The sequence below is a fragment of the Halorubrum sp. Atlit-8R genome (genome assembly GCF_003666025.1).
GTDB classification, from domain to species: Archaea; Halobacteriota; Halobacteria; order Halobacteriales; family Haloferacaceae; genus Halorubrum; species Halorubrum salinarum.
In genome coordinates this window covers 187,952-204,016 of the sequence record NZ_QPLV01000002.1, presented here as the reverse complement: position 1 = coordinate 204,016, position 16,065 = coordinate 187,952, and the positions used below count along the sequence as shown (strand labels likewise).

The 16,065-nt window shown below is 72.3% G+C and carries 14 protein-coding genes; 8 read left to right on the top strand and 6 right to left on the bottom strand.

Going from position 1 to position 16,065, the window contains the following annotated elements:
- Positions 1–129: 129 nt before the first annotated feature.
- The 3 genes from DVK05_RS06800 to DVK05_RS06790 all read left to right on the top strand — a co-directional run bounded on the left by DVK05_RS06800 (position 130) and on the right by DVK05_RS06790 (position 2,468).
- A complete protein-coding gene (locus DVK05_RS06800) occupies positions 130–1,353 on the top strand; it encodes a proteasome-activating nucleotidase (protein ID WP_053770948.1) in 1,224 nt (407 codons plus the stop codon).
- A gap of 96 nt (positions 1,354–1,449) precedes the next feature.
- Complete coding sequence (locus DVK05_RS06795) at positions 1,450–1,995, top strand: pyruvoyl-dependent arginine decarboxylase (protein WP_121562635.1); 546 nt, start codon at positions 1,450–1,452, stop codon at positions 1,993–1,995.
- A gap of 95 nt (positions 1,996–2,090) precedes the next feature.
- Positions 2,091–2,468: a DUF5811 family protein gene (locus tag DVK05_RS06790; RefSeq protein ID WP_053770950.1), complete on the top strand. Its 378-nt coding sequence runs from the start codon at positions 2,091–2,093 to the stop codon at positions 2,466–2,468.
- Between the two features lie 51 nt (positions 2,469–2,519).
- On the opposite strand, the gene DVK05_RS06785 is transcribed toward DVK05_RS06790, so the two are convergent.
- Both DVK05_RS06785 and DVK05_RS06780 read right to left on the bottom strand, forming a co-directional pair.
- Complete coding sequence (locus tag DVK05_RS06785; protein WP_121562634.1) at positions 2,520–3,398, bottom strand: succinylglutamate desuccinylase/aspartoacylase family protein; 879 nt, start codon at positions 3,396–3,398, stop codon at positions 2,520–2,522.
- Between the two features lie 55 nt (positions 3,399–3,453).
- On the bottom strand, positions 3,454–5,124 hold the full coding sequence (locus DVK05_RS06780) for a lipopolysaccharide biosynthesis protein (RefSeq protein ID WP_121562633.1): 1,671 nt from the start codon (positions 5,122–5,124) through the stop codon (positions 3,454–3,456).
- Between the two features lie 120 nt (positions 5,125–5,244).
- On the opposite strand from DVK05_RS06780, the gene DVK05_RS06775 reads away from it, so the two are divergent.
- Positions 5,245–8,379 (top strand): FAD-binding and (Fe-S)-binding domain-containing protein, encoded by a 3,135-nt coding sequence (locus DVK05_RS06775; RefSeq protein WP_121562632.1) that lies wholly within the window; start codon positions 5,245–5,247, stop codon positions 8,377–8,379.
- Positions 8,380–8,444: 65 nt separating this feature from the next.
- Here the strand turns inward: DVK05_RS06775 and DVK05_RS06770 are convergent, their stop codons facing one another.
- From DVK05_RS06770 to DVK05_RS06755, 3 genes are all read right to left on the bottom strand, one after another.
- On the bottom strand, positions 8,445–9,431 hold the full coding sequence (locus DVK05_RS06770; RefSeq protein ID WP_121562631.1) for an aldo/keto reductase: 987 nt from the start codon (positions 9,429–9,431) through the stop codon (positions 8,445–8,447).
- A 322-nt stretch (positions 9,432–9,753) separates the two neighbouring features.
- On the bottom strand, positions 9,754–10,128 hold the full coding sequence (locus DVK05_RS06760; protein ID WP_121562630.1) for a hypothetical protein: 375 nt from the start codon (positions 10,126–10,128) through the stop codon (positions 9,754–9,756).
- A 66-nt stretch (positions 10,129–10,194) separates the two neighbouring features.
- Positions 10,195–11,280, bottom strand: coding sequence for an alanine--glyoxylate aminotransferase family protein (locus DVK05_RS06755; RefSeq protein WP_121562629.1), 1,086 nt, complete (start codon positions 11,278–11,280; stop codon positions 10,195–10,197).
- A gap of 143 nt (positions 11,281–11,423) precedes the next feature.
- Here DVK05_RS06755 and DVK05_RS06750 point away from each other — a divergent pair, with 143 nt between their 5' ends.
- From DVK05_RS06750 to DVK05_RS06740, 3 genes are all read left to right on the top strand, one after another.
- A complete protein-coding gene (locus DVK05_RS06750; protein WP_199712302.1) occupies positions 11,424–12,020 on the top strand; it encodes a metal-dependent hydrolase in 597 nt (198 codons plus the stop codon).
- A gap of 103 nt (positions 12,021–12,123) precedes the next feature.
- Positions 12,124–13,152, top strand: coding sequence for a thymidylate synthase (thyA, locus tag DVK05_RS06745; protein WP_121562627.1), 1,029 nt, complete (start codon positions 12,124–12,126; stop codon positions 13,150–13,152).
- Entirely contained in the window at positions 13,152–13,760 is a 609-nt protein-coding gene (locus DVK05_RS06740) for a dihydrofolate reductase (RefSeq protein ID WP_121562626.1), read from the top strand. The genes thyA and DVK05_RS06740 overlap by 1 nt, the downstream gene beginning before the upstream one ends.
- Positions 13,761–13,802: 42 nt before the next feature.
- Here the strand turns inward: DVK05_RS06740 and DVK05_RS06735 are convergent, their stop codons facing one another.
- The gene (locus tag DVK05_RS06735) at positions 13,803–14,219 is read right to left on the bottom strand and encodes a thiol-disulfide oxidoreductase DCC family protein (protein WP_121562625.1); all 417 of its coding nucleotides are present in this window, start codon (positions 14,217–14,219) and stop codon (positions 13,803–13,805) included.
- 145 nt (positions 14,220–14,364) lie between these two features.
- On the opposite strand from DVK05_RS06735, the gene DVK05_RS06730 reads away from it, so the two are divergent.
- Positions 14,365–15,996: an HTTM domain-containing protein gene (locus DVK05_RS06730; protein ID WP_121562624.1), complete on the top strand. Its 1,632-nt coding sequence runs from the start codon at positions 14,365–14,367 to the stop codon at positions 15,994–15,996.
- Positions 15,997–16,065: the final 69 nt, after the last annotated feature.

Genomic DNA, 16,065 nt, shown 5'->3' with positions numbered 1-16,065 from the left:
TATCGGTCGTCGAGAGGACCCGACCGGCCGGGGCTCGTCGCGCTGCCGGGGGCGTCTCTCCCGCGGATCCAACGGTCTCTCCGTGACCCAAAGGCACATTTACGCCCGCATCTTAGTCGGGCACAACGAATGTCTCACAGCCCCTCACTGCCCGACCGCCCGCGGTTGGAGCTCGACCCCGAGATGAGCGACGCGGAGCGGTTGGAGGCGATCCGCCAGCACTACCGGCGGATCGTTCAGGTGAACGAGGAACTGGAATCGCGGCTCGCGGACGCCGAGGGGCGCCGCGGCGAGCTGAAGGACGACGTCGAGCAGCTGAAGCGCGAAAACGAGGTGCTGAAGACCACCTCGCTGTACATCGCGTCCGTCGAGGAGATCACCGACGAGGGCGTCGTCATCAAACAGCACGGCAACAACCAGGAGGTGCTCACGCAGGCCGCCTCGCGGCTCGACGAGGACCTCCGCCCCGGCGACCGCGTCGCGATCAACGACTCCTTCGCGGTCCAGCAGGTGCTCGACGACGAGACCGACTCCCGGGCGCAGGCGATGGAGGTCACCGAGTCGCCCGACGTCACCTACGCCGACATCGGCGGCATCGACGACCAGATCCGGGAGGTGCGCGAGGCCGTCGAGGATCCGCTGGAGAACCCCGAGCAGTTCGAGACGGTCGGCGTCGAGCCGCCGAGCGGCGTCCTCCTCCACGGCCCGCCGGGCACCGGGAAGACGATGCTCGCGAAGGCCGTCGCCAACGAGTCCGACGCCACCTTCATCAAGATGGCCGGCTCTGAGCTCGTCCGGAAGTTCATCGGCGAGGGCGCGCGGCTCGTCCGCGACCTGTTCGAGCTGGCCGCCGAGCGCGAGCCCGCCGTCATCTTCATCGACGAGATCGACGCTGTCGCCGCCAAGCGGACGGACTCGAAGACCTCGGGCGACGCCGAGGTCCAGCGGACGATGATGCAGCTCCTCAGCGAGATGGACGGCTTCGACGACCGCGGCGAGGTCCGGATCATGGCCGCGACCAACCGCTTCGACATGCTCGACGAGGCCATCCTCCGCCCCGGCCGCTTCGACCGCCTCATCGAGGTGCCCGAGCCTGGCGCCGAGGGCCGCGAGCGCATCCTGGAGATCCACACCGACGACATGAACGTCGCCGACGGGGTCGACCTCGGCGTCGTCGCCCGCGACCTCGACGGGTACAGCGGCGCGGACATCGCCTCCCTGGCGACCGAGGCCGGGATGTTCGCCATCCGCGACGGGCGCACCGAGGTGACCCAGGAGGACTTCGAGCAGGCCCGCGACAAGCTTCAGGACGCGGACACGGAAGACGAGCGGGTCATCAACTACCAGTACTGAACCCCCGGTTCCCGTCCCCGTCCCTGTCCCCGCCGTGCCCGTTTCGGAGCGGTCAGTTCGTAACCCCTTAGCGCGCCCGCCGCCGACTCGCCCGTAATGAACACCATCCACGTCGCCGGCGGCGTCGGGATCGCCGACACGGCGATGGCCTCCTACGACGCCGCGCTCGCGGACGCGAACCTCCACAACTACAACCTCGTGGCGGTCTCCTCGGTCGTCCCCGCCGAGGCGACGGTCGAGGCGGTCGCGGAGGCGCCCGACCTCGGCCCCGCGGGGAACCGGCTCACCGTCGTCGAGGCGCGCCGGACGGTCGGGCCGGGCGACGAGGTCGACTTCCGCGAGGGCGGCCGCGCGGGCGCCGAGGGCGCCGAGTCGAAGCGCGCGCCCCGCCGGCACCCCGACGCGGTCGCGGGGCTCGGCTGGGCGACCGGCCCCGGTCCGGGACTCTTCTACGAGGTGACCGGCGAGGACCCCGACGACGTGCGCGAGCGGATCGAGGCGGGCCTCGACGCCGGGGGCGACCTCCGCGACTGGGACCTCCCCGACCGGGAGACGCGCGTCGAGACGGTCGCGGCCGAGCCGGACCGGTACGCGACCGCGGTCGTCATCGCCGCCTACGGGGAGTCCGAGTCGATCCTGTAACGGGCCGCGCGGAGAGAGGCCGGGCCGCGCCGGAGCCCCGGTCGCCGTCGCCGACGCCTTTTTGACTCGGCTCCGCGTACGGGTCGTGTCTTCGAATGAACGGCAACAACCCGTACGCCGGGGCACCGGGTGTGACGGACGCGGGCTCGCCCGCGGCCGTCGACCTCTCTCCGGACCAGGAAAAACAGCTCCGGCGCGCGGTCGCCGGAATCGTATCGCGCACGGAATCGTACCTGCCCGACAGCTACGCCGTCGGCTCCGAGCTGTCCGTCGGCGCGGACGGCCCGCAGGCGACCGTCGCGGTGAACCCCCCGGCCGGCCACCCCGTCTCGGCCGGCTTCACGCCGGACCCGGAGGACTTGGACGCCGGCATCGCCGAGTCCGACACCGACGAGGTCGCCCGCGGGCTCGCCGCCAGCGCGGCGGTCCAGGTGATGGACGCCGTCGGCGACATCACGCCCACCGCGAAGTGACGGTCCCGGCCCGGCCGTAGGCCGTTCGAGCGATCGGTCCGCCCCGCTCTCTCAGTCGTCCCCTTCCTCGCTCTCCTCGCGCGGGTACACCCGCAGGTCTCCTTCCCCCGGCGGCTTCAGCGTGCCCGTGACGCGGCCGTAGATGCCGAAGATGTCGTCGTACCCGTCCTCGCTCGCGAGGATCGGGACCACGCCCGGCTCCTCGACGCGGTGGGTGTACACGTCGTCCTCGGCGAACACCGCGCCCTCCGGGATCGGCTCGAAGTTCCGGAAGTGGACGTGCGGCGTCCCGCCGCCCTTCGGCACCTCCTCGCTGCCCGCGACCACGGTCGTCCGCGAGAATATCGGCGGCTCGTCGGCGAGCGCGCCGTGGACCCGCAGGAACGCGCGGCACGCCTCGTGGCCGAACTCGACGGCCTCCTCGCTGCCCTGTCGGCCCACCTCGATCGAGACGGTGTGCGGGATGGTGGAGTCGAGCGTCGTCGACCGCAGCCCGCTCGCGTCGACGACGTGGTCGACGGGGAGGCCGGTGACGGTCCGGCGGACCGACTCCGTGAGGTCGCTGAAGATGGCGAACGGCGGCGGCGCGCTGTGCGACGTGTGGAGCGCGAGCACGGCGTCGAACCCCTCCAGCTCCGCGGCGAGCCGCGGCGCCAGCGCCCGCTCGTACTCGTCGCTGTCGGCGTCGCCCGGGAACGCCCGGTTCAGGTCCGCGTCGGTGTAGCGCGTTCCGGCCTCGATCGCCGGCTCGTTGGCGAGTATCAGTCGGACGAGCCCCGCGGACCCCTCCTCGTCGTCGGACGGGTCGAGGGGCGCGAGCTCCGCTGCGAGCCGCTCTACGATCCGCACGCCGGCGGGCTCGTCGCCGTGGATCCCGCCGACGATCGCGACGCGGGCCGACCCCGCCGACCCGCGGTCGAACGTTTGCATACCGTCAGTACGTCCCGGTCCGCCCATAAATCGTCGCGATCCGCGCCCGGCGGGATCAGCGGTCGAACCGGTCGGCGAGCGCGGCCCGGTACCGCCGCGCCAGCCGACGGGCGACGAAGCGGTCGCGCGGGTCCACGCCGATGAGCCGGAGCGACGCCGCGTACGCGACGAGCCCGACCGCGCTTCCGGCGACGACCGCCGGGGCGCCCGCCAGCGCCGCTCGGACCGCGTACATCGCGGCGACGGCGACGGCGCCCGCCGCCAGCGGGGTGAGGAACGTGCGGTCGAACGGCCACAGCCCCTCGAAGCGGCGGAGGAGGAGCACTTGGATCCCGTTTTGAACCGCGATGGCGAGCGACGTGCCGAGCGCGGCGCCGACGAGCCCGTAGCGGACGACGAACGCGTAGGTCAGTCCGACGTTGAGGACCGCGAGCAGCCAGTCGAGCGCCATCCGCGCGTACTGGTGGTCGGTCATCATCAGGAGCCAGCCGGTCGCGCCGACCGCGCTCCCGACGAAGACGCCGCCGAGGTAGACGACGAGCGGGAGGTAGCCGTCGGCGTACGCCGCGCCGAACAGCGCCAGGACCTCGCGGCCGTACACCGCCAGCACGGCGAGGATCGGGACGACGGCGGTGACGATCTGTCGCGTGACGGAGCCGTACACCGCGTTGAGCGTCGCCGTCCGGTCGTTCGCGTACAGGTCCGAGGCGACGGGCGGGAGGAGCTGGTTGAACGAGAGGAGCGGGATCCACGCGACCGCGATCACCACGAGGACGACGTTGTACACGCCGGCCGCGGTCGCCGTCAGCAGCGCGCCGACGAGCAGCACGTCGACGCGGTTCTGGAACACCTTTCCGAGGCTGCTCATCGCGACCGGCGCCGCGTGGTCGTAGAAGCGGCGCGCCTCAGCGCGGGCGCCTCGGAGCGTCGGGCGGACGCCGGTGACGGACGCCGACAGCGGGACCGCGGCCGCGGCGAGCAGGCCGGTCGCGGCGACGATCGCTCCCGCGACGCCGACGACTGAGTAGCCGAGCGCGAGCGCCCCCAGGGCCCCGACGAGCCTGACCCCCGGCCGCAGCAGCTTGTTGAACAGCACCTCGCCGCGGGCCGACCCGACCGCGCGGAGGAGCGCGGACGCGACCATCACGACGCCGAGGAGCCCGACGAGCCCGCCGAACGCGCGCACCGTCCCCGCGAACGCCGGCTCCGTGACGGTGCGCGCGTTTATCGCCGGCGCCGCGACCCAGACGCCGGCCGCGATCGCGACCCCGAACGCGACGGTCGTGGCGTACGCGAGGCCGGCGACCGCGCCCTGCCGGTCCGGCTCGTCCGCGTACTCGGGGAGGTAGCGCTGGATGGCGGGGACGCTGCCGAACGTCACGAGCCGGGAACACAGCTGGGCGATCCGCCACGCCAGCGCGTACACGCCGTAGGCGGTCGGGCCGAGCCCGCGGGTCAGCGCGAACTCCGTCGCCGCGATCAGCGCGCGCTGGCCGGCGACGCCGCCGGAGGTGAGCACCGCGCCGTGCGCGATCGTCTCCAGCGCCTCCCGCTCGTCGTCCGGGATCGCGTCCCCTCCGCCGTCGGACCCCGCGTCGCCTCCGTCCTCGGATCGCGCGTCGCCTCTATCGTCGGACCGCGCATCGCCTCCGCCTCCGGCGCGCTCGTGGCTCTCCCGGCCGTCGGCGTCCGAGCCGCTCGCCGCCTCGTCGCGTTCGTGCGCCACGGTCGTCTCCGTCGGTCGGTCGCGGTGCCGCGGAAAAAGCGGCCCGCTTCGCCGCCGGCCTAAATGAATATAATTATCGTTCACGATAGATTTATCACGCTCATCCCGTCCACCTACCCCATGGACGGAGGAGGACTCGCCGGCGACGGCGGCCCGGGGGGATCGCGCGACGAGGCCGACGACGACCGACCGCGACGGGCCGCGTCCGACGGCGGAGTGGCCGCGGGGGCCGCCGGGGCGGACCGATCGGGCGTCTCGGCCGCCGCGCTCGGCCACGACCGACCGGACGTCGAGGCGTACCGGTCGCTCGCGGCCGACTTGCGCGGCGCGGTCGCGGGCGGCGTCGAGTTCGACGAGTACGCGCAGGTGCTGTACGCGACCGACGGGAGCGTCTACCAGGCCCGCCCGGCGGGCGTCGTCTACCCCCGCGGCGTCGACGACGTGCGGGCCGCGATGCGGGTCGCGGCCGACCACGGCGTCCCCGTGCTACCGCGCGGCGCGGGGTCGTCGCTCGCGGGACAGACCGTCGGGCCGGGCTGCGTCGTGCTCGACTGCTCGCGTCACATGGACGCGATCCTGTCGGTCGACCCCGACGCCCGCCGCGCCACGGTCCAGCCCGGCGTCGTCCAGGACGACCTCGACGACCGGCTCGCGGCGGACGGCCTGAAGTTCGCGCCCGACCCCGCCTCCTCGGCGCGCGCCACCGTCGGCGGCGGCATCGGCAACAACTCCACCGGCGCCCACTCCGTGCGGTACGGGATCACCGACGCCTACACCGAGGAGCTGCGCGTGGTGCTGGCGGACGGCTCGCTCGTTCACACCCGGGAGGTCGTCCTCGACTCGCCCGAGTACGAGGCCATCGTCGCAGGCGAGGCGGCCGGCGAGCGCGAGGCCGCGCTGTACGAGACGGTCCGCGCGCTCGTCGAGGGCAACGCCGACGAGATAGCCGAGCGGTACCCGACGCTCAAGCGGTCGGTCTCGGGGTACAACCTCCACAAGGTGATCTACGAGAACGACGACGGCGAGGAGGTGATCAACCTCTCGAAGCTGTTCGTCGGCGCCGAGGGGACCTTGGGCGTCGTCGTCGAGGCCACCCTCTCGCTCGTCACCCGCCCCGAGGCGACCGCGCTGGCGCTGTACTCGTTCGACTCGCTCGACGCCGCCATGCGCGCGGTCTCCGAGGCGCTGGAGCTCCCGGTGAGCGCGGTCGAGCTGATGGACGACGCGGTCGTGGAGCTGGCCGCGGGGTCGCCCGAGTACGCCGAGTACGCGGAGCCGATCCCGGACCGGGCCGCGGCCGCGCTCATGCTGGAGTGGGACTCGGAGCTGGTCGACGACTTCGAGGCGGCGGTCGCCGACGCGAACGACCGCTTCCGCGGCGACGGCGACCGCGACGCCTTCGACGTCATCGAGGCGTACGACGAGGGCGCGCAGGCGGACCTCTGGAACCTCCGGAAGGCCGCGATACCGCTCCTGATGAGCATGGACGGCGACGCGAAGCCGTACCCGTTCATCGAGGACGCCTCGGTGCCGCCCGCGGAGCTCGCCGACTACGTCGCCGCCTTCGAGGAGGTCCTCGACGACCACGGCACCTCGGCCGCGTACTTCGCGCACGCCGGCGTCGGGACGCTCCACATCCGCCCGATCCTCTCGCTGAAGGAGTCCGAGGGCGTCGAGACGATGCACGCCATCGCCGACGACGTCACCGACCTCGTCTTGGAGCACCACGGCGCCTTCTCCGGCGAGCACGGCGACGGGCTCGCGCGCACCGAGTTCAACCCGAAGATGTACGGCGAGGACCTCTGGGCCGCGTTCCAGGAGGTGAAGTCCGCGTTCGACCCCGAGTGGCGCATGAACCCCGGGAAGGTCGTCTACGTCGACGGCGAGACCGCGGCCGAGCGCGGCTACCCCGAGGCCGCCGCCGACACCGACATGCGCGAGAACCTCCGGTACGGGCCGACGTACCGGTCGATCGAGCCGCAGACGAACCTCGACTTCTCCGACGAGGGCGGCTTCTCGGAGCTCGTCGAGCTGTGTAACGGCTGCGGCACCTGCCGCGAGACCGACTCCGGGACGATGTGTCCCACCTACCGCGCCTCCGGCGAGGAGATCCAGACGACCCGCGGGCGGGCGAACATGCTCCGGGCCGCGATAAGCGGCGAGCTCGACGACGAGGAGATCCACTCCGACCGGTTCCAGGCGGAGGTGTTAGACCTCTGTGTCGGCTGTAAGGGCTGTCAGAGCGACTGCCCGACCGGGGTCGACCTCGCGAAGCTGAAGGCGGAGGTGAAACACGAGCACCACGAGCGGGAGGGCGCGGGGCTGCGCGAGCGGCTCTTCCGCGACATCGACCGGCTCTCGGCGCTCGGGAGCCGGCTCGCGCCGCTGTCGAACGCGGCGGCGAAGCTCCCCGGAGCCCGCAGGGCGATGGACGCGCTCGTCGGGATCGCGCCCGAGCGCGCGCTGCCGACCTTCCGGTCCGAGAGCTTCGAGGCGTGGTTCGCGGCCCGCGGCGGCCCGGCGGTCGACCCGGACGACGCGGTCGACACGGTCGCGCTGTTCCCCGACACCTACACCGACTACAGCTACCCGGCGGCCGGGAAGGCGGCGGTGCGCGTGCTGGAGGCCGCGGACGTCCGCGTCGAGGTCCCGGAGGGCCTCGCGCCCTCCGGCCGCGCCGCCTTCTCGACCGGCTTCCTCGACACGGCCCGGGAGCGCGCGGCCGAGAACGTCGCGGCGCTCGCGCCCCGCGCCCGCGAGGGGCAGTCGGTCCTCTTCGTCGAGCCCTCCGACGCGGTGATGTTCCAGGACGAGTACCTGGACCTGCTCGACGGCCCGGACGTCGAGGCGGTGTCCGCTGCCGCGGCGGGCGTCTGCGAGTACCTCGACGCGCGCCGGGTCGACGAGCGGCTCTCGTTCGACGCGCCGGCGGAGACGCTCACCTACCACGGCCACTGTAACCAGAAGGCGGCGAACACGGACCACCACGCCGTCGGCGTCCTCCGGCGCGCCGGCTACGGCGTCGACCCGATCGACTCCTCGTGTTGCGGCATGGCCGGGTCGTTCGGCTACGAGAGCGAGCACTACGACCTCTCGCAGGCGATCGGCCGGATCCTCTTCGGGCAGGTCGCCGACAGCGACGGCGACGCGGTGACGGCGCCCGGCGCCTCCTGCCGGTCGCAGCTCGGCGACCGCGAGGGCGCCGAGACGCCGCCCCATCCGATCGAGAAGCTGGCGGCGGCGCTCGACGAGTGAGGTAACGGGGCGCGCACCGCGTCCTCACGCCGCTCCGCGTCCCGCTCGCCGGCGCTCTTCCGCCCTCACCAGCGCTGGTGGACGTGCTCGCGGACGTGCTCGTCGTACACCTCGCTCGCGGCGTCGCGCTCGGCGTCGGAGAGCGAGGGCGCCTCGCTCGCGGCCGCGTTCGCCCGGACGTGCTCGGGCGTCGTCGACCCGGGGATCACCGTCGAGACGGCGTCGTGGTCGAGGATCCAGCGCAGCGCGAACTCGGGCAGCGGGCGGTCGTCCGGCAGGCGCTCGTCGAGCGCGTCGACCGCGTCGAGGCCCGCCTCGAAGGGGACGCCCGCGAACGTCTCGCCCACGTCGAACGCCTCGCCCTCGCGGTTGAAGTTCCGGTGGTCGTCCTCGGGGAACTCGGCGTCGCGCGAGAGCGCGCCCGTGAGCAGCCCGGACGCGAGCGGAACCCGGCAGATGACGCCCACGTCGCGCGCGGCGGCCTCCTCCAAGAACAGCTCGGCCGGCCGCTGCCGGAAGGGGTTGAAGATGATCTGGACGGTCTCGACGCCCGGGTACTCGATCGCCTTCAGCCCCTCCTCGACGCGCTCGACGCTGACGCCGTAGCTCGCGATCCGTCCCTCGTCGGCGAGCGCGTCGAGCGCGTCGAACGTCTCCGGCCGGTAGTACACGTCCGTCGGCGGGCAGTGAAGCTGGACCAGATCGAGCGTGTCCATCCCCAGGTTCTCCCGAGAGCGGTCGACGAACCGCCGGAGGTTCGGCTCCGCGTAGCCGTCCGCCTCGTGCGGGTCGAGCCGGCGGCCGGCCTTCGTCGCGACGGTCACGTCGCCCGCGGCGATCTCGTCCGCGAGCGTCTCGCCGACGATCCGCTCCGACCGGCCGTCGCCGTACACGTCGGCGGTGTCGAAGAAGTCGATCCCGGCGTCGAGGGCGGCCTCGACGGCCGCGACCGCCTCCGCCTCCGTGACCTCGCCCCAGTCGCCGCCGATCTGCCAGGCGCCGTAGCCGACCTCGCTGACCGCGCCGACGTCGCCGAGTTCGCGGTGGTTCATGTCGCCCGAACGTTTCTCGGCCGGACGCAAGGGCGTTCCGGAGGCGGGCGATCGCCGTCATCGCCGGACATCACCCGTTGTAACGGGGACCCGAAACGACTCGGGCGCGTCATGAAGCGGCTCGGACCGGCGGTGAACGCGGCCGGTCTGCTGATCAGCGCGGTCGGCACCATCGTGCGTTACGCACACGTGACCAACAGGTATCGCAGATAGCCGACATCGGCTCCGTCGCGGTCGGATACCTCGGCGTGATCCTGTTCGGGGTGTCGGTGTCGCTCTCCGGGATCGCGCTGTTGCTGTGGGAACCCCGCGACTGAGGCCCCTACTCGCCCGGGAACGGGAGGTGCGCCCGCCCCTCGTCCCACTCGGCGTTCATCACCCGCCAGCGGGGGTTGTCCAGCCACAGCGAGCGCTCGTCGCGCTCCGCGAGCTCGTGGGCCGTGGTCTTGTCGTGGCCCGCCGCTCGGTGTTCGATCTCTCTGAGCTCGTGATAGAGGATGAACCGGTCGTACTTCGCCCACTTCTCGGAGACCCAGATCTCGTTGCGCGGAATTCCGAGGTCGTCGGCCGCGGGCGGGTAGATGATCTCGCCGTCGAGAACGACGCGGTAGCAGGCGTTGTACTTCGCGATCTCCTCGTGGGGAACGTGTTCGACCGTCCAGCCGCGCTCCCGGATCGCCTCGCGTGGCGACGCCATGTGCGGACGCCCCGTCGCGCGACGGTTCAACGTTCCGGCGGCGTGCTCCGTGTTCTCACTCCTCGCTCACAGCACCGCGGCGAGCGCGTCCATCGCCTCCTCGACGCGCTCGACCCGCGCGCTGTGGCCCATATGCCCCACGCGGAGGACGTCCTCCGCCCCCTCGCCGAGCCCCGTCGCGAGGATCACGTCGTGTTCCTCGCGCAGCCGGTCTTGGAGCGCCTCGGCCCGCCCGGGCACCTCGAAGGCGGTCACCGTCGGCGAACTGCGCTCCGGGCCCGGGACGGTCTCCAGCCCCAGATCCGCGCCGCGCTCCCGGCACCGCGCGGCGGCCGCCGTGTGGCGCTCACGGACGGCGTCGAGCCCCTCGTCGAGCAGGAGTCCGAGCGCGGCGTCGAGCGCGACGACCTCGGTCGTGAGGTGCGTGTACGGGAACCCGTCGCTCACGTCGCGGAACGGGAGGAAGTTCGCGTACAGCGAGTGCGGCTCTCTCGCCTCCATCGCCGCCCACGCGCGGTCGCTCACCGCGGCGGTCGCCAGCCCCGGCGGCGCGCTGAAACACTTCTGGGACGCGCCGAGGCACACGTCGATCCGGTCGGTCGGGACCTCGACGCCGCCGAGCGAGGAGACGGCGTCGACGACCGTCAGGGCCGCCGGGGCCGCCGCCTCGATCCGGTCGAGCGCGGCCTCGAGGTCGTTGAGCGTCCCCGTCGGCGTCTCGCAGTGGACCAGCGTGACGAGGTCGAAGTCGGCGTCGTCGGCCGCCAGCGCCTCGTCGAGCGCGTCGAGCGGCAGGGGCTCGTCGTGCTCGGCGGCCACGAGCGTCGGGTCGCCCCCGTACGACTCGACGAAGTCGGCGAACCCCTCGCCGTAGAGCCCGTTCGACAGGCACAGGACCTCGGTGCCCGGCTCGACGAGCGACGCGACGGCCGCCTCCAGGCCGAGGATCCCCTCGCCGCCGAGGGCGACCACGTCGCGCCCTCCCTCGGCCGCCGAGACGGCGGGGTCGACGCCGTACACGGTCGCGAGCCGCTCCGTGAGGCGGTCGTATATCTCCCGGAACCGCGGGTCCACGTCGGGGTTGATCAGCTCGCGGGACATCGCCTCGCGCACGGGCTCTGGGACCGCGGTCGGCCCCGGCGTCATGAGCATACGCCCCGGTTCGCGCGACGGGATATAAACGGACCGCGAAACGACGGCTGCGGCGGCCGAGGCGGCCGTCGACGCGGGTGCGGCCCCGCGACCGGCGCGCCGACACGCTCATATGTTTCTGTCGCCTGCGTTCCGGTACGATGATGCTTCCGACCCACGTGCTGGCGGGGATGCTGCTCGCGGCCCCGCTGGTGCGCGTCGCGCCGGAACTGGCGCCGGTGGGGCTGGTCGCCGGGTTCCTCGGCGGGCTCGTCCCCGACCTCGACATGTACACCGGCCACCGGCGGACGCTCCACTACCCCGTCTACTACTCGGTCCCCTCCGTCCCGGCGCTCGTCGCGGCCGCGGTCGCGCCGTCGGCGCTCACCGTCGCCGTCGCGCTCTTCCTCCTCGGCGCGGCGCTCCACAGCGTCGCCGACATGTACGGCGGCGGCCTGGAGCTCCGCCCGTGGGAGGGGAACTCCGACCGCGCCGTGTACGACCACTACCGCGAGACGTGGGTCGCGCCGCGGCGCGGCGTCCGGTACGACGGGGCCGTCGAGGACCTCGCCCTCTCCGTCGGGCTCTCGGTCCCGCTGCTCGTGCTGGTCGACCCCCCGCTCCGCGCGGTCGTGATCGGGACGCTGGCCGTCGCGGTCGTGTACACCGCGCTCCGCCGGCGGCTCGCCGAGATGGCGGCGGCCGTGATCCCGCTGCTCCCGTCGTCGCTCGACCCGTACCTCCCCGAGCGGTACCGGTGACGCCCCGGCGAAGTCCGGGAACCAAGCGCTTACTTTCCCCGCCGCACACGAGTCGATAACAGTCCGCGCCGGCGACCGCCCGTCCCGGCGCGCGGAACCCACCATGCAACAGTACCTCGACCTCGTCGACGACGCGCTCTCGTCCGGCACGTACAAACCGAACCGAACCGGCGTCGACACCATCGCGACGTTCAGCGGGCAGTACACCGTCGACCTCGCGGAGGGGTTCCCGCTCCTGACCACGAAGAAGATGGACGGCTACCGGTGGAACTCGCTCATCCACGAGGTGCTGTGGTACCTCTCGGGCGAGGAGCACATCCGGAACCTCCGCGAGGAGACGAAGATCTGGGACGCGTGGGCCGACGAGGAGGGGAAGCTCGACACCGCCTACGGTCGGTACTGGCGCCGCTACCCGGTCCCGGAGGACGACGCCGCGCTCCCGGGCGAGACGTGGCCGGACGACGCGCACCGCTGGGTCACCGTCGAGGAGGACGCCGACGGGACGACGCGACGGACCTTCGACCAGATCGGGTACGTCCTCGACACGCTGGAGGAGAACCCCCACTCGCGCCGGATGGTCGTGAACGCGTGGCACCCGGCGAACGCCGCCGTCTCGACGCTGCCGCCGTGTCACTACACCTTCGTGGTGAACGTCCAGGACGGCCGGCTCAACCTCCACCTCACGCAGCGCTCGGGCGACATCGCGCTCGGCGTCCCGTTCAACATCGCCGCGTACGCGCTGCTCGCGAACGTCTTAGCCCAGCGGACCGGCTTCGAGGTCGGGGAGTTCGGCCACACCGTCGTCGACGCGCACGTCTACTGCGGCCGCGGCGACCGCGGGCAGTGGTACGCGAACAACCTCAGGTACGTCCAAGAGCGGCTCGCGAACGTCGAGAGCAAGGAGGGGTACCTCGACGTGAAAAGCTGGGTCGAGCGGACCGCGCCGGACGAGCCCAACGGCCAGGAGGGGTACGACCACGTCCCGGGCCTCCTCGAACAGCTCTCGCGGACGCCGCGCGACCGACCGCGGATCGAGATCGCGGACAAGCCCCTCGACGAGCTCGCCTACGAGGATGTCTCGGTGGTCGACTACGACTCCGCGGACGGCATCTCGTTCGCGGTCGCGGAGTGATGGCGGACGCCGACGCGCCTGGGTCGGAGGGCGGCGCCGACGCCGGCGAGGCGGCGCGCGGCGCCGACACGGCCGAATCGCCGGGCGACGCCGACCCGGACGTGGTCCTCGTCGCCGCCGTCGCGGACAACGGCGTGATCGGCGACGGCGGCGGGATGCCGTGGCACTACCCCGCCGACCTCGCGCACTTCAAGCGGCTCACGACCGACCACCCGGTGATCGTCGGCCGGAAGACGTACGAGCGCATCGCCGAGCGGATCGGCGGGCCGCTCCCCGACCGGACGAACGTCGTGTTGACGACCCGTCCGATCGGCGACGCCGACCTCGCCGACGGCGCGGTCGTCGCGCACGACGTCGAGTCCGCGCTCGCGCGAGCGACCGCCGACGCCGCCGAGCGCGGGGTCGACGCCGTCTACGTCATCGGGGGCGCGACCGTCTACGCGGCCTACCTCGACCGCGCCGACCGGATGGTCATCACGGAGATCCCGGAGCGCCCGGCGGGCGACACCCGCTTCCCGGAGTGGGACGCCGACGCGTGGACCGAGCGCGACCGCGAGACCGACGGCGACCTCGCGTTCGTCACCTACGAGCGACGCGACGCGGAGTGAGAGGCGCCGGGACCCGGCTTTCGCTCGCCCTCGGACCGCCGCTCACTCTAAGAACCGCGACTCGGCGTCGCCTGGGGGCATCATACACCGGTCCTTCTTCCCGAACCAGCGATACCGGTTGTCGGCGACGAAGTCGTACACGCGGTCCCGGACCGCTCGCGGCACGAACCGGAACGGGGACAGCAGCCGGTAGGCCCCGCCGAGCCCCGTCGCGATCCGGATGATCGCCGCCGACTTCACGTAGCTCTCGCCGTCCTCGATCAGGACGACGGAGTCCAGTTCGTCGGTCGCGAGGTCGTGTTCCGCCAGCAGCGACCGTCCCACGTCGGACTGGAGCGAGGCGAACCGGTACTTCCCCTCCGGGTCGCGGGGGAGGACGAACTGCACGAACCCGCTACAGAGGTTACAGACGCCGTCGAAGAGCACGACGGCGGCGTCGTCCGGGATGTCCTCGTCCATTGCCTGGCGGACCTACGCGGCCGTCGCAGTTCAGGATTCCGGTGCGGGCGGCGCTCGCTCCGGCGTCGCGAGGCGATGACGGTGCCGTCGCACGGAAAACTTATACGCGTTCCTCGTCGTCACCAACAAGTTGGACCGCAAGACCATGGCTGGAACCCCTTCCGACTCGACCGCCCGGTCGCGGCTCTCGGCGGCCGTCCGACGCCTCGGGGACGCCGTCGCCGCGCGCGTCTCGGTCGACCGCCGCGCGCTGGCCGCGTTCCGGATCGGGCTCGGAACCCTGTTGATCGTCGACCTGCTCCTCCGCTCGCGCTCGTTCACCGCCTTCTACACCGACGCCGGCGTCCTGCCGCTCCGGGCGTTTACTTCCGACTACGCGACGAACAACTCGCTCCACGCGCTCTCCGGCGAGCCGTGGGCCGTCGGCCTGCTGTTCGCGCTCGCGGGCGTCCTCGCCCTCTCGCTGGCCGTCGGGTACCGGACGCGGCTCGCGACGATCGCCTCGTGGCTGCTGCTGGTCTCGCTTCACGCCCGCAACCCGATGGTGCTGAACTCGGGCGACACCCTGCTCCGCATGCTGCTGTTCTGGAGCGTCTTCCTCCCGCTCGGCGCGCGCTGGTCGGTCGACGCCGTCAGGCGCGCCGACCGCGAGGCCGGCGGCGACGGGGACTCGCCGTCACCGAGTTCGGGCGGGACCGCCGTGGCGAGCGTCGCCACGATGGCGGTCCTGCTACAGATCCTCGTGATGTACCTGACGAACGCCGTCCACAAGTTCGCGAGCGAGCCCTGGATGAGCGGGGAGGCGGTCGCGTACGTCATGCAGGCCGACCAGTTCACCTACCTGCTCGGCGCGTACCTCGCCGATTTCACCGGCCTCCTGCGCGTGTTCACGGTCCTGTGGGTCGCGCTGCTGTTCGCGTCGCCGCTGTTGCTTCTACTGACCGGGCTCCCGCGCGCCGGCCTCGCCTCGCTGTTCGTCGGCATGCACCTCGGGATGGCGGTCACGATACGGGTCGGCCTCTTCCCGATAATCGTCGTTGTCGGCTTCATCCCCTTCCTCCAGACGCCCGTCTGGGACGCCCTCGGACGGGTAGCCGACCGCCTGAACCTGTCGGCGCCGCTCGCGCGCTGGAAGGCCCGATCCGAGTCCCTCGCGCGGACCGCGCTCTCCGCCGGCCCGTCGCTCCCCCGCCTGGCCGCGTCTGAACGCCTCGATTCCGTCCGCGGCAGCGACCTCGGCGCGGGCCTCGCCCGGGGGCGCGTCCTCTTCACGACGGTCCTGCCGTACGTCTTCCTCGTGTTGATCCTCTTGTCGAGCGCGGCGTCGGTCGGCTACGCCGAGGTGCCGGAGCCCGCCGACGAGGCCTTAGACGCCGCCGAGATGGACCAGTCGTGGCAGATGTTCGCGCCCGACCCGATCCACACGACGCGCTGGTACGTCGCGGCGGGCACGCTCGAAGACGGGAGCGAGCGGGACGTGTTCCGCGACGCCCCGGTCACCTTCGACAGACCGGCGCGCGTCGAGACCACCTATCCGACCTCGCGCTGGCGGAAGTACCTGAAGAACGTCTACGGCGCCGACAACGAGAACCACCGCTCGTACCTCGCGAACTACCTCTGCGGGGAGTGGAACCGCACCCACGAGACGGCCGTGGAGAACGTGACTATCTACCAGGCGTACGAGCGGACGAATCCCTACAACGGGACGGTCGAGGCCGCGAACCGGTTCGAACTGATCGAGTACGACTGCTCGGGCCCGTTCGTTCAGCGCGACTGAGCCGCGCCGACGGGGGTGTTCGGGTCCGTCCCGGCCTCGCGTTCGGTCCGTCCCCACCTCGCGCCGAGC

Coding starts and splice junctions, on each gene's coding strand:
- DVK05_RS06800 (WP_053770948.1), top strand. CDS start 130: ATGTCTCACAGCCCCTCACTGCCCGACCGCCCGCGGTTGGAGCTCGAC.
- DVK05_RS06795 (WP_121562635.1), top strand. CDS start 1,450: ATGAACACCATCCACGTCGCCGGCGGCGTCGGGATCGCCGACACGGCG.
- DVK05_RS06790 (WP_053770950.1), top strand. CDS start 2,091: ATGAACGGCAACAACCCGTACGCCGGGGCACCGGGTGTGACGGACGCG.
- DVK05_RS06785 (WP_121562634.1), bottom strand. CDS start 3,398: ATGCAAACGTTCGACCGCGGGTCGGCGGGGTCGGCCCGCGTCGCGATC.
- DVK05_RS06775 (WP_121562632.1), top strand. CDS start 5,245: ATGGACGGAGGAGGACTCGCCGGCGACGGCGGCCCGGGGGGATCGCGC.
- DVK05_RS06770 (WP_121562631.1), bottom strand. CDS start 9,431: ATGAACCACCGCGAACTCGGCGACGTCGGCGCGGTCAGCGAGGTCGGC.
- DVK05_RS06760 (WP_121562630.1), bottom strand. CDS start 10,128: ATGGCGTCGCCACGCGAGGCGATCCGGGAGCGCGGCTGGACGGTCGAA.
- DVK05_RS06755 (WP_121562629.1), bottom strand. CDS start 11,280: ATGCTCATGACGCCGGGGCCGACCGCGGTCCCAGAGCCCGTGCGCGAG.
- DVK05_RS06750 (WP_199712302.1), top strand. CDS start 11,424: ATGCTTCCGACCCACGTGCTGGCGGGGATGCTGCTCGCGGCCCCGCTG.
- thyA (WP_121562627.1), top strand. CDS start 12,124: ATGCAACAGTACCTCGACCTCGTCGACGACGCGCTCTCGTCCGGCACG.
- DVK05_RS06740 (WP_121562626.1), top strand. CDS start 13,152: ATGGCGGACGCCGACGCGCCTGGGTCGGAGGGCGGCGCCGACGCCGGC.
- DVK05_RS06735 (WP_121562625.1), bottom strand. CDS start 14,219: ATGGACGAGGACATCCCGGACGACGCCGCCGTCGTGCTCTTCGACGGC.
- DVK05_RS06730 (WP_121562624.1), top strand. CDS start 14,365: ATGGCTGGAACCCCTTCCGACTCGACCGCCCGGTCGCGGCTCTCGGCG.